Consider the following 14,295-nt stretch of genomic DNA (forward strand, 5'->3'; position numbering starts at 1 on the left):
ACGTTTCCGTTATAAAAGCGTCAGCGCTCACGAATGCGGGGGCGTCGGGGCGTTCTCGATCAGTCCGGCGGCCCACGAAGCGGTCCACTGAGTAGCCGTCGTACCGGATTCGTCGACGACGAAACTGTTGTACGACGCATGAACGGGGTTGCCTGCAGCACCGATCAGAATCTGGATGCTCTGCGGAATGTTGCGGAGCGACAATCCATCCGACGGCGACGAGCAGATCAGATCGCCGGGAGCACAGATCTGATTGGTCCGGTCGTCGAGAGCACCGAAGCCACCTTCCCGACGCCCCGTCATCGTGATACCGGGCAGGTCGAGTCCGCCGAGCGCAACCTCGGCACCGACGCCGTCGAGCGGGGCCGGAACATCGGTGCCGGAGACGCCGTCGCGTCGGCCATCGGCGATGAGGGTGACGCCGAGAACACGATCGGCGGAAATGGGACCGTTGCCCGCTCCGATGTCCGCTGCGATGTCGCCGGAGATGACCGCGCCCTGAGAGAAGCCGGCGAGGACGAAATTGGTCAACGGGCAACGCGCGCTGACATCGGTCATCTTCTGCACGGCGACGGCTTTGCCCTGGGTGCGGCTGTTGTTGTAGGACTCCTGGCCGTCCGGCGGCAGCGCGATGGGATTCGAGAACTGCGCCACGTACGGCACGGTGTAGACGTCCGCTCGCGAGCCGGGGAACTGCTCCTGCAACGGGCGAGTGACGTTGAGCATCAACGACACCGGGTTGGCCGTCGGGTTGTACGGATCGTCGGTGGCAGACGACTCCCAGGTACCGGGGATGGCGATGACCTGAACGTCGGGGCAATCGGCCGGCTGCGACGTCGGCTCCTCGGGGCCCGGAGGCACCGGAATTCCCGGTTCCTTCGGCAGCCTTCCGGCAAGCAGGTACCAGAGGGCGACGATGATCAGACCGATGATCGCCGCAACGGCGATCACCGGAAGAATTCTGCGCTTACGCTTGGCCATCACCGTGGATCTCTACGGCCTGCAGTACGTCGCCTGCGCGGCGGCGATGTAGGTCTGAGCCGCCTGCTGAGCCTGCGTCTCGCTCATCTGGGTTCCGGAGGCGCTGGCCTCGACGCCGACGTTCGCCGTGACGAAGGTCGAGATCTCCTCGGCCGTGACGCCCTGCGCCTGCGCGGCACAGATGTAGTTGGCCGTCGAGACCGCGATGTCGCCGTTGCCCGCCGGGGTGACGCCCTGCTTCCTCAACTCGTCCAGGAAACTCTGACCGCGGTCGTCGATCTGACTTTCCGTGGGCCCCGGGAAATCGTCCGGGACGGGCTGAGGCTGCTCGGGCGGCGCGGTGGCCGCCTCCCCCGGACTCGTGGTCGGCGCAGCGGTGGTGGTCTCTGCAGCGGACGTCGTCGAACTCGCCTCGGTCGTCGTCTCGACGGCCGAGGTGGTGCTCGTCGGAGCTCCGGTCGCCGTCGAGTCGTCACTCCCGCAGGCCACCAGCATCGAACTCGCCGCAACGGCGAACACACCGAGCGACAGAGTCCTGGTGAGGGAATTACGCGTCATCGATCGAAATCCTTCGGTCGTCGGGTTCGCAGGCGAGAGTACCGCCGCGCTCTGTGAGGACTCTGAGCTGCTGTCGGCAGGTTCTACGGCGCGATCGTGGCAACGCCGTCCTTCAGCGTGATGATGCCGAACTGGAAGTTCTGCTGCTTGCCGCCACCGTCGATGTCGAACTGATCGCTGGTGGGGTAGCCGAGCCGGCCGCCCTCGTAGCCGACCGATCCCCACGCGTCGAAGATCGGACCGTACGGAGTGGACCAGGCACCGCTCAGAGGGCTCCAGTAGATGTTGCCCGTCTCGAACTGGTTGAAGCGTCCGCCGTCCCTGATCGGACCGAGCTCGTTGGACTTGGGGAACCCGAGAGGTCCACCCTCCCAACCCAATTCGCCGTACTTGCCCAGAATCATGCCCTGCACCGAGTGCACACCGGCCTCGGGCGAGGTGTAGATGGCACCGATCTCGAAGCCCTGCACCGATCCGGGCTTGGTCGGCGTTTCCACCTCGTCGAGCACCGGGTAGCCGAGCGGTCCGCCCTCGTAACCCTGGGCGGCCCACTCGTCGAGCACGGCACCCTTGACCGCGTGCGCGCCGGTCTGCGGCGTGAAGTAGACCATGCCGTTCTGGAAGGCGTTGAACCGTCCGCGACCGTCGGGGGTTCCGATCTCGCCGGTCGTCGGGAAGCCGAGAGCACCCTCGGGGCCCCCGTTGCCCTGATAGATGCCACCGATGGCACCGGCGACGACCTGCGCACCGGTGTCGGGAGTGAAGAAGACCCGACCGAAGGTGAAGTCCTGTGCGCGTCCGCCTGCCACGTTGTATTCGGCGGTCAAGCACGGGCCGAGCCACGAATTGGCACCGCTCGCGTTTCCGATCAGTCCGGCGGCGCTGCATGCGGGCTTGTCCACCTCGACGCCGAGCGCGGTGGCGAGCTGCGGCCACAGCTGATGCAACTCGAACTGCCAGTACGGCCACGAGTGCGTGCCCGACGGCCGGTAGTTGACCTGAGCGGGGATGCCGAGCTGGTTGAGCTTGGTGGCGAACGTCTGCGAGGTCAGTCGCGACAGAATCTCCAGACCCATACCTGCGTAGTTGGTGCTCACACCAGGAATGGGCGACGGCTGATCGTAGGGTCCGGCCGAGCCGTTGCCGCTCGAGATGTAGAGGCTGACGCCTTCGAGCTTGTCGGCCAGCACGTACGGATCGTGCTGAGCCCACAGCGAGTTCGACGGCGGTCCCCACATGGCGCTGGAGTTGAACCCACCGGCGTCGGTCATCGCGTACTGGATTGCCTGCGGCATACCCAGCGAGGTGGTGCTCAGGATGCCCGAGAGCGATCCGGCGAACTTGAAGAAGCCGGGGTTGCGCGCGGCGAGGAACATCGCGGACGTGCCGCCCATCGACAGTCCGACGACGCCGCGGTTGTCGGTGCTGCGCCAGTCGCGCTCGAGAATCGGCGGGAGCTCCTCGGTCAGGAACGTCTCCCACTGGTAGTTCTTGCCGTTGTCCTGATCGACCCAGTCGGAGTAGAAGCTGGACTGGCCGCCGATGGGCAGGACCACGTTGACGTTCTTGTCGGCGAAGTACGACTCGGCGTCGGTCTCGGCCGTCCAGCCGTTCTCCTGGTCGGTCGCGCGCAGGCCGTCGAGCATGTACACCTGCGGGAACGTGGCCTGCGGGTTGATGTTCCAGTCACGCGCGAGCAGCAGCTGAACCTGGATGGGCGTTCCCATCGAGGGCGACTGGATCCACAGCGCGACGCGACGATCGGAGAGCCAGTCCACCGAAGTGACGGTGGCACCGGATGTCTGCGTGTAGGCGGGGCCGGCCAGTGCAACAGGGGCCGTTCTGGCGACGGGGGCAGCGGAGGCAACGGTCGTCGTCGCGAAGGGGATCATCAGCGCGGAAGCGACGGTCAATGCTGCTGCCGCTCGCCGAGCCCGTGTACCGGCCGATGTAGTCCGACCGAACCGAACAAGCTCAGTGCGCATGATGGTGACTCTCTTTCGACGTGACATTCGAAGGTCTCCTATCGAGACATGCTTCGTATGTCTTTCTACACGTGCCCGCTGCCGACGAGAAGCAGACGCGCTGTGACTGGTGGTGCAATTGTGAACAGAGGTGCCGCTAACGATCCGCTGGAACAGAAATGCCGCCCGGCGTAGGGACGCGGGCGGCACTTCCGGAAAACATGACGATGGTGAACGTCAGGCGTTCAGGGCTTCCAGGATCTGGCCGCGAGCCTTCCACAGCTCGGCTCCCCAGTACGGCCATGCGTGAATGCCGTTGGACGGGAAGCTGTAGGTGGCCGGGATGCCGAGGGTGTTCATGCGGATCTGGAATGCACGGGTGTTGGCGAGCGAGAGGGCCTCGAGCGCCATGCCGTTAGCGGTGTTGTAGAAATCGATCGGCGCGGCCGGTCGATCGAACTCGCCGGGCAGACCACTGGCGGCCGAGATGTACAGGGACATGCCCTCGAGCCTCGGTGCGAAGACGAACGGGTCGTTACGCAGCCACGCCGGGTTCCAGGGCGGTCCCCACATGGAGTCGACGTTGAAGCGTCCGGCATCGAGCATGGCGACGCGGATGGCCTCACGCATGCCGGGCGCGGAGATGTTGAGGTAGCCCGAGAGCGAACCGGCGAACTTGAACTGATCGCGGTGGTACGCGGCGAGCGTCAGAGCGGCCGAGCCACCCATGGACAGTCCGAGTACGCCGTTGTTGCTGCGCGAGACGCCGTAGTTCTCGAGGAACGCGGGCAGCTCCTGGGTCAGGAACGTCTCCCACTTGTAGGTGACTTCCTGGCCGTTGAAGTTCGACGAGGTGTACCAGTCGCTGTAGAAGCTCGACTGACCGCCGACGGGCATGACCAGGGTCACGTTGTCGTTGGCGAACTGATCCTGCGCGTTGGTCTCGAACGTCCAGGCGTTGCGGTCGTCGCGTGCGCGCAGTCCGTCGAGCAGGTAGAGAGCAGCGTTGCCACCGCGGGCCGCCCATTGGACCTGAACCTTGATGGGGCCCATCTCGGACGGAACGATCAGGTCCTCACGGCCACCGGCGGGCGTTTGGTGCACGACGGGAGCAGGCGCTGCAACAGCGACCGCTCCACCGACGACACCGGCTGCGATGGGAAGGACGAGCGCGGCAGCACCGACGCCGAGCAGGCGCTGACGCCAGCGTGAAGACGCCTTCGGGGTTCTGCTGAGGCCGGCAAATCGCATGAATCGTGCTCTCTCTCATCTACGCGGTCTCCGCGACATGCGGCCCCCGGCAATCGAACAGGGCTTTCTGGGTGGCCCCTCGAGGCCAGGGACGATGTGGTCCCGAAAAACTGAGGTTCTGCTGTGAAAACAGGCGAACCGCTCGATGGAGGTTATTCCATCGAGCGGTTCCAAGGCAAAACTGTGATCAGCGTCCCAGTTTCACCTCGACGTTTCCTTGAAACAGGAGACTATCCTGCTCGGCCCCCGCTGAACAGGCCTGAAAAGTCGTGAAGTTTCACGAAGGGCCGAAAAGCGGGCGAAACGACCGAAACGAAGTGCGGCTGGTCAGCCACCGATGTTGGCGCTCAGGTCCGGTGCCATGATGCGGATCTGCTCGCCCCAGTAACCCCACTGGTGGGTACCGACGGCCGGGAACGCGTACGTGACGTTGTTGGCGCCGATGCTTGCCATCCGGATCTGGAACGCCCGGCTGTTCGCCAACGCGATGGCCTCGAGGCCCATGCCGTTGGCGGTGTTGTAGTAGTCGATGAAGCTCTGCGGGCGATCGAGTCCGCCGGGCAGACCGCTACCTGCGAACACCCATACGCGGGTTCCGTTGTCGCGCAGACGAGGCGCGAAGACGAACGGGTCGTTGCGCAGCCACGCCGGATCCCACGGCGGTCCCCACATCGCGTCGATGTTGTAGCGACCGGAGTCGAGCAACGCCAGACGCATCGCTTCACGCATGCCGGGAGCAGAGATGTTCAGGTAGCCGGACAGCGAGCCCGCGTAGCTGAACTGGTCCGGGTGGTAGGCGGCGAGCGTCAGAGCTGCCGATCCGCCCATGGAGATACCGATGACGCCGTTGCGGTTGGGGTTGAAGCCCCAGTTGGCGCGCAGGTTCTCACGCAGGTTCTGCGTCAGGAAGGTCTCCCACTTGTACGTGGTCTGTTGGCCGTTGAAGTTCGACGGTGCGTACCAGTCGGAGTAGAAGCTCGACTGTCCGCCGACCGGCTGGACGACGTTGATGTTGTATCCGGCCAGTACGGCACCGGCGTCGGTCTCGTGCTCCCAACCGGAGATGTCGGTGGTGGCCCGCAGCCCGTCGAGGAGGTAGACGACGCGGTCGGTGTTACCGTCCGCGGCGCGCCAGACGCGGCTCTTGATCGGACCCATCGACGAGTCCGTCCACACGTCGATGGCATTGCCGTCGAAGGCCGCGTTTGCAGTCGCGCCACCGCCGGCTACAGCCAATCCCAGTGGTAGGACCACTGCCATCAGCATGGACGTGGCGGCGCGGCGTCCCCAGGACCCACCCCGCTTGTCCTCGGACCGGCTCTTCCTTCTACCCAGCATGCACTCGACCTCTCAGCTGCTTCGTCGTCACATCGGTTACGCAATCAACGCTTGATCTCGCAAGTCCATCATGTCTGCCGCCCGACCACACAGGTCGGACGCATACACATCCTCCGCACTTATCGCGCGAAGGACGACCCCCGTTACATGATCGAGATAGCTCATCTTGGCGTCGACACCAATTCGGCGCAACCCGGTGACCTTTTCGTGTTCGGACACCTAATTGTCCGCCTTCAATATCGGAGCCGGAAGATCACATCGTTGTATTTCGTACTTCGGCACCCGATCGAACCGATATCCGGCGTAGAAGAGCGAACGCTTGACATTCCGGACGAACAAATCCTTCGTCAACGGCGCTCGATACGAGGTGAGCAGTTCCTGGGTGTCGGGGCAGGTCAGCGCAACCTGAGCCTCGGTGACCCAGTCCTCGTCCATGTACCAGGGCAGGTACGGATGAACGGCGACGAGGCCGAGATCGGCCACCACCCAGTCCGGATAGAGATTCTTGTCGTGTCCGATCCGGCCGTTCTCGAGCCGCTCGGTGTGCGACGCCAACGGGTACGCCAGTCCCATCTGGTCGATGACCCGCACGTCGAGGCCGACGTTCATGCTGGTCATTCCGAGGTTCAGGAAGAAGACGGTGTGACCGAAGCCACCTTCCGGGATGGGGAGTGGTGGGGGAACGACATCCCAGTACGTGAACTGCGCCGACGGCAACAGCAGGCCGCCGTCCGGAGTGTCCTCGATCGCCTCGACCATCCCGCGCATCCGCGGGTAGTCGAGGTAGTCCGCGGCCAGGATCGGGTGGGCGTGCCCGGTGTTGAGCGAGTAGAACGCCCGCTCGTCGACGATGCCACTGCGGCCGACGATCGAACCCTGCGGCATACCCGTCGTATTGGCAGCCACGACGGCCCAGACCACGATGCCGCCCCAGACGAAAAGATCGGCGAAGAATATCGCGGTGGCGCGGTCTGCAGACCATCGTTTCGGAAGGGCGACCGGCAGCACCGAAATCGGCAACAAAAGCGTGAACAATGCCGGCAACAATGTGCGGCCGTGCATGAAATCGCCGCCGACGCGAATCGCGTACAAAGCCAGCAGAAGGCCACTGATCAATACGAAGACGACCACGGCGGTCGGCGTCCGTAGCGCTGCGAGCCAGCCGCCGACGGTGCGGGGCAGGGACAACCGCACTCGGGAGGCCGACAGAACGGCACCGACGACGAGCAGTAGGAGTGGCAGCCACAGCAGGTACGGGCCCACGAGGTTGGACAGGTACTCGAACCCCTGCGACCACTTGGCTCCGCCGGCATCCTTCGACACCGCGGTGTTGGGGTACGGCAGGCCGTAGTAGCCCATGCGCCAGATCTGGTAGAGCACCGGCACGGCTCCGGCGAAAACGAACACTCGGAGCCTGGACGACCAACTCTGCGGGGCCAGGAAGATCATCGCCAGCGCGAGCACCGCCACGATGGACAGTTCCGGACGCACCAGCGGGCCGAGGCCGGCGAAGAACGCCAGCAGCAGCAGCTCGGCGCCACCGCTCCGGCGCTGGCCCCAGCGAACCATCAGCAGCCACAGCATCGCCAGCCAGAAGATGACCAGGCAGGTCTCGAGGCCGGACGTCGCGAAGTCGCGGGCAGGAGGAACCGCGATGTAGACCAGGACGCCTGCGGGCAGGAACAGGGTCTTCGATGCGGTACGTCCTCGCAGCGCGAACGTGCCGATCATCGCGATGACGACGGCGGCCGTGGACAGCACGAGCGCGATCGTCAGGACGACGTACTCGAGGCGTCCCTCGCTCAGCCAACTGCCTGCGTAGACGAGGTACGTCCAGATGGTGCTGGTGTTGGTCTCGACTCGTTCGCCCGCGTTGAACACCGGTCCGTTGCCGGCCAGCAGGTTGCGGACGGTGCGCAGCACGATCAGCCCGTCGTCGGCGATCCAGCGGCGCTCCCACGCACCCCAGAGGAACAACGCCCCGGTGACCACGGTCCCGATCCAGAAGACGGGCCGGGTGATCGATGCCCGAGCGGACTTCTCTTCTCGCGCGTCTCGCTGGTCAGGCGAGGTAGACAGCGACACCAACCACTCCGATCCACGCTATGGCGAGTAGCTGGAGAACCCTGTCTCCCAACGCGATCTCTTCGGGTTCGCCTGCCTCGCCGCCATCGACATCCACTGCGTATCGCAGGATTGCGATGGTAAACGGAATCATCGAGATCGCGAACCAGTTGGCGTCCGTGCCCGCGTCTTCCTGGAACGCCCACAGGCCGTAACAGATGACGACGGCCGTTGCCGACAGCGTCCAGACGAATCGCAGGTATGTGGTGGTGTAGTTCTCGAGCGATTTGCGGATCTTCGCTCCGGTGCGTTCGGCGAGCTGCAGCTCGGCGTAGCGCTTGCCGGCAGCCATGAAGAGCGATCCGAACGCCATGATCAGCAGGAACCACTGCGACAGCGGGATCGACGCGGCGACGCCACCGGCGATCGCGCGCAACAGGAAGCCCGAGGACACGATGCAGATGTCGAGCACGGCCTGGTGCTTGAGACCGAAGCAGTACGCCAGCTGGATCACGATGTAGACGCCGATGACCAGCGCCAGCTTCCAGTTCGCGAGGAACGACAGACCGATGGCGAGGGCGAAGGACACCACGGCCATCGCGTAGGCGATGTTGACGGGCAGCACGCCCGCGGCGATCGGCCGGAACCGCTTGGTGGGGTGTGCGCGGTCGGCCTCGACATCGAGGGCGTCGTTGACGAGGTAGACCCCGGACGCGGCGAAGCAGAACACGACGAACGCGAGCGCGACGGACAGCAGCACGTCGGGGTCGGTGACCGAGCCCGCCGCCAGCGGTGCAGCGAGCACCAGGACGTTCTTGACCCACTGACGCGGACGAAGCGCCTTGACGATGCCGTCCGCCAGGTTCTTCGGCGGCGCGCCTACGGGTGCGGCATCCTCGCTCATTTGTCTCCTTCGAACTTCACGACGGCCGCAGCCGTCAACGCGCCGAGTGCAGATCCTGCCAGCACATCGGTGGGGTAGTGGACTCCGAGCACCAAGCGCGAGAGCAGCATGGGTGGGACGAGGACCGCCGGTAACGGTAGCCCGGTCACCCGGCCGAGGAGAACCGCGGCGGCTGTGGTGGATGTCGCATGCGAGGACGGAAAGCTCAGCTTGCTGGGCGTGGAGACGTTGATGCGCACGGCCGGGTCGTGCGGGCGTGGCCGGCGCACGATGCGCTTGATGACGATCGACGCGGCGTGGGAGCCGACTGCCCCGACGGCAACCGATGCCCACTGGCGCCGACGGGGCCGGTCCAGTGCAGCACCGATTCCGGCGATCGCGACCCAGCCGAGTGCGTGCTCGCCGAAGTGCGACATGCCACGGGCGACGGTGATCGCGCCGGGGGCACTGCCGACGGTGCTCTGCACCTTCTCGAGGATCCGGACTTCCGTCGGGGCCTCGGTCTGGCCCTTACGCCTGGTAACGAAAGACACGTTCCCACGTTTCCTTACTGGTCAGGTGCGGCACGGCATCGCGGTACCGAGCCTTCAGGGCGGGGAATTCGGCTGCCAACTGCTTGCGCAGTGACAGAGCCTCCTTGAGCAGCGCCGCCGCCTGCTGACGATCCCGCTTGCGGTACACGACGCCCCGGCCGTCGGCGGTGGTGACGGTGACGCCGTCGACCTGAGACAGCAGGAACCAGCGCGCGTCGAGAGTCGGCACGTTGAGCTGCGGACGCTCGAGGTGTTCCGCGCGCGCAGGCCGTGCGTTCTTGTACAGGCCCCTCACCAAGCGACCCGCAATCGCGCCGACGTTGGTGGGCAGGCTCACGTTGCCCACGTCCTCCTGCGACGGGACGGGGAGATCGGTGGACGACCCGATGACCACTGCGTCGGAGTAGGTCTTGCGCAGCGCGTGTACGTCGCCGAGCGACGTCGGCAGGATCTCGAGGATGTGCTCGGGGCCGGCCAAGAAGTCGCGGATGGCGAGGTTCTGAATCGCTACGGTCGAGTACTCGAGGCACAGCAGATGCTTGACCGTCGCCTTGCCGGTGTCCAGCACCAGGTCACGGCCGTTGGTCTTGGAGTGCAGCGCAGCCACGACGAGACGGTTGCGCAGGTGGAAATAGGCCTGCCAGTCGATGGCGTCGTCCTTGTCGGTCCACGCCATATGCCAGATGGCAGCTCCGGGGAGCGTCACCGTCGGGTAGCCGACCTTCTTGGCCCGCAGACCGTATTCGGCGTCGTCCCACTTGATGAACAGCGGCAGCGGCTGCCCTATCTCCTCGGCGACGACGCGCGGGATCATGCACATCCACCAGCCGTTGTAGTCCACGTCGATGCGGCGGTGCAGCAGCTTGGATGTGCGGAGCGGGTACTCGCTGAAGTCGTGGTCGTATTCCACGTTCTTCGCCGCGGTCCACATGAAGTTCTTCGGGTTGATCACTTCGCCCATCACGTGCAGGTGACTGCGCGCCTGCAGGTTGAGCATCTGCCCACCGACAAGCGTGGGCACCTTGGCGAATCGAGCCATTGCCAACGAGCGAAGGATGGAATCGGGTTCGATCTCGATGTCGTCGTCCATGAAGAGGATGAACGGGCAGTCGGTGTTCTGGAGGGCCTCGTACATGATGCGCCCGTAGCCGCCGGATCCACCGAGGTTGGCCTGATCGTGCATCGCGAGACGGTCACCGAGGACGGCTGCGGCTTCCTCGAACCCCGGCTCGTCCCTCGCCTTGCGGGTGCCCTGATCGGGCATGATGACGGCCTTGATCACATCGAGTACGAGCGGGTCGGATCCCAGAGCAGCCAGAGCCTTCACCGCATCGGTCGGTCGGTTGAAGGTCGGAATTCCGACGGCGACCGACGCCTCACCGGGGGCGTGCACGGACGCGTACCAGCCGGCGCTCTCGACGACGACCTCGGTATCGGAGGTGACGTCGAACCAGATCCAGCCGCCGTCCTCGAAGGGCGCGAGGTCGATCAGGAATTCTTGTGCGGCGTCGCCGTCGACGGCCTCACGGCCCTCGACGTGGATGCGCGACGCGTCTGCCTTGGACCGGTAGACGTCGATACGGCAGTGCCCGGACACCTCGACGCGCAGCACAACAGAGGTGAGGGTGCTGTAGCGACGCCAGTAGCTGGCCGGGAAGGCGTTGAAGTAGGTGCAGAACGACACCTCGGACTCGGCACCGATGGCAACGGAGGTCCGGGACAACGAATGTGCCCGACGCGAATTCGTTTTGGCTTCTTCGAGGTACAGCGTCCGCACGTCGAGCGGCTCGCCGGAACGCGGCAGCAGCACGCGCTGCAGCAGGGACTTTCCGAGTACGGGCACCGCATCGACGGCACCATCTTCCAGTAGGTGCTTGGCGGTCATTTTTCGTCCAATCCCAGAGGTGCGCCGGTCTCGAAGTGCGGGGCCAGGGTGTTCTCGTACATGTTCAGCGCGCTCGCGATGGCCATGTGCATGTCCAGGTACTGGTAGGTGCCGAGGCGTCCACCGAACAGCACTCCGTTGGCGGCTGCTTCGGCCTTGGCGCGGTCGCGGTAGGCCTCGAGCTTCTGCCGGTCGTCGGGGGTGTTGATCGGGTAGTACGGCTCGTCGCCGCTCTTCGCGAAGCGGGAGAACTCGCGCATGATGACCGTCTTGTCGGTCGGGTACTGGCGCTCGGGGTGGAAGTGGCGGAACTCGTGGATCCGAATGAACGGCACATCGCCGTCGTTGTAGTTCATCACCGGGGTGCCCTGGAAATCACCGGTCGGCAGCACCTCTGTCTCGAAGTCGATTGTGCGCCAACCCAATTCGCCCTCCGAGTAGTCGAAGTACCGATCCAGCGGGCCGGTGTAGACGATGGGAGCGTCGGGGCTCTCGGCCACGATCTCGGCCTTGACGTCGAACCAGTCCGTGTTCAACCGGACCTCGATCTTCTCGTCGGCGGCCATCTTCTCGAGCCACGCGGTGTAGCCGTCGACCGGCAGTCCCTCGTAGGTGTCGTTGAAATAGCGGTTGTCGAACGTGTACCGCACCGGCAACCGGGTGATGTTGCCCGCGGGCAGGTTCTTCGGATCGGTCTGCCACTGCTTGGCGGTGTAGTCCTTGATGAACGCCTCGTACAGCGGACGCCCGATCAACGAGATCGCCTTCTCCTCGAAATTCTGCGCATCCTTGGAGTCGAACTCACTCGACTGATCCTCGATGAGAGCGCGCGCCTCGGCAGGCGAGAAGTACTTGCCGAAGAACTGCGAGATCAGACCGAGGCCCATCGGGAACTGATACGACTGGCCCTTGTGCAGAGCGAAGACACGGTGCTGGTAGCTCGTGAAGTCGGTGAACTGGTTGACGTAATCCCAGACTCGCTTGTTCGAGGTGTGGAACAGATGCGCACCGTACTTGTGGATCTCGATACCCGTCTCGGGCTCGGCCTCGGAGTACGCGTTGCCGCCCAGGTGGTGGCGACGATCGAGCACGAGGACACGCTTGCCCAACTGGGACGCCGCCCGCTCTGCCACGGTCAGTCCGAAGAACCCGGATCCGACGACGACGAGGTCGTATCGGCCGGTCACGGAGGCGTCGGAAGAGGTGGTCTCGGGGCTTACAGCAGTCACGGGCAACCAGGGTATCCGACGATCGTGACCGCTCCACCCCGCCAGGTGCCCGGTGTCATTCGCTCAGGCGCCGGAGCAGGTAGGTATCCATCACCCAGCCGTGCTCGGACTTGACCTGCTCGCGGGCTCGGCGGATATCGCCCAGCACGTCGTCCAGCGGCCCTGCCACCAGCTTCTCGTCCGCCGTTCCCAGGTTCGCACCCCAGTGGATGCCCCATCCTGCGCCGGTCAGCGCGCTGCACGCCAGATTGCCGTCGAGCATCACCACGAGATTGTCGAGACCGGCGGCGACATCGCCCGCCAGGTTGCGGCCGGTGGTGATCACGATCGGTCCGCCGATGCGGTTGAGGACGAGCCGATGACTCGCCGCCAGCATCGACACGCTGGAGATTCCGGGTGTGACATCGAACTCGATGTCGCCGCGCAACGCGGCCAACCGCTCGACGACGCGGATCGTGCTGTCGTAGAGCGCAGGGTCACCCCAGACGAGGAACCCGACGACGGTGCCTTCGGCGAGTCCGTCGAGCACCTCGGCGTAGGCGCGGGCGCGGGCATCGTGCCAATCGAGGACGGCGTTCACGTACTGCTGCGGCGACCGGTCCCGCGGCGGGTCGGGCACCTCGATCACCCGGTAGTTGCCGCCGTGGTGACGCTCGAGCAGCGCCTGCCGTGCAGCCCCGAGATCGCCGACCGACGCGCCCTTGTCGGCCACGATGAACACGTCCACGGCCCGCAGTGTCCGGACGGCCTGGACGGTCACCTGATCCGGATGTCCGCCGCCGATGCCGATCAGATGGATCTTCACGATCGGTCCCGACACGCGTCGTACAGGTGGGATTCGGTGACGACGCGTCGAGCAAGGGCTGGCCCCACCAGAATCACCGCCGCCTGACGAAGACCTGCGGCCTCGACCTGATCGGCGATGTCGGCCAGAGTGCCGCGCAGAATCAGCTCGTCCGGCTTGCTGGCGTGGAAGACCACCGCGGCGGGGCACTCGGGACCGTAGAACCCGCTGAGTTCGTCAGCGATGATGCGAGTGCGAGTGATCGCCAGGTGCAGCGCCAACGTCGCTCGGGTGGCGGCGAAGTTCTTCAGCGCCTCGGTATCGGGCATTGCCGTCGAGCGGGCCTGCGCGCGCGTCAGCACCACCGACTGCGTCACTTCCGGAACCGTCAGCTCGACGCCCAGTGCGGCGGCTGCGGCCGCGTAGGCAGGAACGCCCGGGGTGACGTCCCAGGGCACGCCTGCGGCGTCGAGTCGAGCGGACATCTCCGCCAACGCGGAGTAGAGGGACGGATCGCCCGAGCACAGGCGCGCGACGTCCTCGCCGCGCTCGTGGGCAGCGACCAACTCTTCGGTGATGGCGTCGAGGTCGAGCTTCGCGGTGTCGACCAGCCGGGTACCCGCGGAGCAATGTTCGAGGATCGCGTCGTCGATGTAGGTGCCGGCGTAGACGCAGACCGGGCTCGATCGCAGGAGCTCGACGGCTCGCAGCGTGAGCAGGTCGGCAGCGCCCGGTCCGGCTCCGATGAAGTGCACAGTCACAGCGGAAAGCGTAGGTGACGCGCCCGACGCGCCGCGCCACTCG

The 14,295-nt window shown here is 65.3% G+C and carries 12 protein-coding genes; all 12 read right to left on the reverse strand.

Features of this window, described 5'->3' with window-relative positions:
* Nucleotides 1-27 precede the first annotated feature (27 nt).
* The 12 genes from R3P93_RS09570 to cobM all read right to left on the reverse strand — a co-directional run bounded on the left by R3P93_RS09570 (nucleotide 28) and on the right by cobM (nucleotide 14,252).
* Nucleotides 28-981 (reverse strand): cutinase family protein, encoded by a 954-nt coding sequence (locus R3P93_RS09570; RefSeq protein WP_094638929.1) that lies wholly within the window; start codon nucleotides 979-981, stop codon nucleotides 28-30.
* A 12-nt stretch (nucleotides 982-993) separates the two neighbouring features.
* Entirely contained in the window at nucleotides 994-1,539 is a 546-nt protein-coding gene (locus R3P93_RS09575) for a DUF732 domain-containing protein (RefSeq protein WP_068054323.1), read from the reverse strand.
* Between the two features lie 83 nt (nucleotides 1,540-1,622).
* Nucleotides 1,623-3,524, reverse strand: coding sequence for an alpha/beta hydrolase-fold protein (locus R3P93_RS09580; RefSeq protein WP_094687485.1), 1,902 nt, complete (start codon nucleotides 3,522-3,524; stop codon nucleotides 1,623-1,625).
* A gap of 216 nt (nucleotides 3,525-3,740) precedes the next feature.
* A complete protein-coding gene (locus R3P93_RS09585) occupies nucleotides 3,741-4,754 on the reverse strand; it encodes an alpha/beta hydrolase (RefSeq protein WP_068054320.1) in 1,014 nt (337 codons plus the stop codon).
* A gap of 327 nt (nucleotides 4,755-5,081) precedes the next feature.
* On the reverse strand, nucleotides 5,082-6,092 hold the full coding sequence (locus R3P93_RS09590; protein WP_176460222.1) for an alpha/beta hydrolase: 1,011 nt from the start codon (nucleotides 6,090-6,092) through the stop codon (nucleotides 5,082-5,084).
* Nucleotides 6,093-6,311: 219 nt separating this feature from the next.
* Nucleotides 6,312-8,177, reverse strand: a complete 1,866-nt coding sequence (gene zomB, locus R3P93_RS09595; RefSeq protein ID WP_094638931.1) for a flagellar motor control protein ZomB — start codon at nucleotides 8,175-8,177, stop codon at nucleotides 6,312-6,314.
* A complete protein-coding gene (locus R3P93_RS09600; protein ID WP_068054311.1) occupies nucleotides 8,155-9,060 on the reverse strand; it encodes a decaprenyl-phosphate phosphoribosyltransferase in 906 nt (301 codons plus the stop codon). The genes zomB and R3P93_RS09600 overlap by 23 nt, the downstream gene beginning before the upstream one ends.
* Nucleotides 9,057-9,593 (reverse strand): phosphatase PAP2 family protein, encoded by a 537-nt coding sequence (locus R3P93_RS09605; RefSeq protein WP_052049813.1) that lies wholly within the window; start codon nucleotides 9,591-9,593, stop codon nucleotides 9,057-9,059. The genes R3P93_RS09600 and R3P93_RS09605 overlap by 4 nt, the downstream gene beginning before the upstream one ends.
* On the reverse strand, nucleotides 9,571-11,478 hold the full coding sequence (locus tag R3P93_RS09610; protein ID WP_317532906.1) for a glycosyltransferase: 1,908 nt from the start codon (nucleotides 11,476-11,478) through the stop codon (nucleotides 9,571-9,573). Before R3P93_RS09610 ends, R3P93_RS09605 begins: the two co-directional genes overlap by 23 nt.
* Complete coding sequence (gene glf / locus R3P93_RS09615; protein ID WP_317532907.1) at nucleotides 11,475-12,707, reverse strand: UDP-galactopyranose mutase; 1,233 nt, start codon at nucleotides 12,705-12,707, stop codon at nucleotides 11,475-11,477. The genes R3P93_RS09610 and glf overlap by 4 nt, the downstream gene beginning before the upstream one ends.
* A gap of 55 nt (nucleotides 12,708-12,762) precedes the next feature.
* On the reverse strand, nucleotides 12,763-13,515 hold the full coding sequence (cobF, locus tag R3P93_RS09620; RefSeq protein ID WP_317533073.1) for a precorrin-6A synthase (deacetylating): 753 nt from the start codon (nucleotides 13,513-13,515) through the stop codon (nucleotides 12,763-12,765).
* Nucleotides 13,509-14,252, reverse strand: a complete 744-nt coding sequence (gene cobM, locus R3P93_RS09625) for a precorrin-4 C(11)-methyltransferase (protein ID WP_317532908.1) — start codon at nucleotides 14,250-14,252, stop codon at nucleotides 13,509-13,511. The genes cobF and cobM overlap by 7 nt, the downstream gene beginning before the upstream one ends.
* Between the last annotated feature and the right edge of the window lie 43 nt (nucleotides 14,253-14,295).

Origin of the sequence: Rhodococcus cerastii (genome assembly GCF_033042195.1) — a bacterium.
In the GTDB taxonomy this organism is placed as follows: domain Bacteria; phylum Actinomycetota; class Actinomycetes; order Mycobacteriales; family Mycobacteriaceae; genus Rhodococcoides.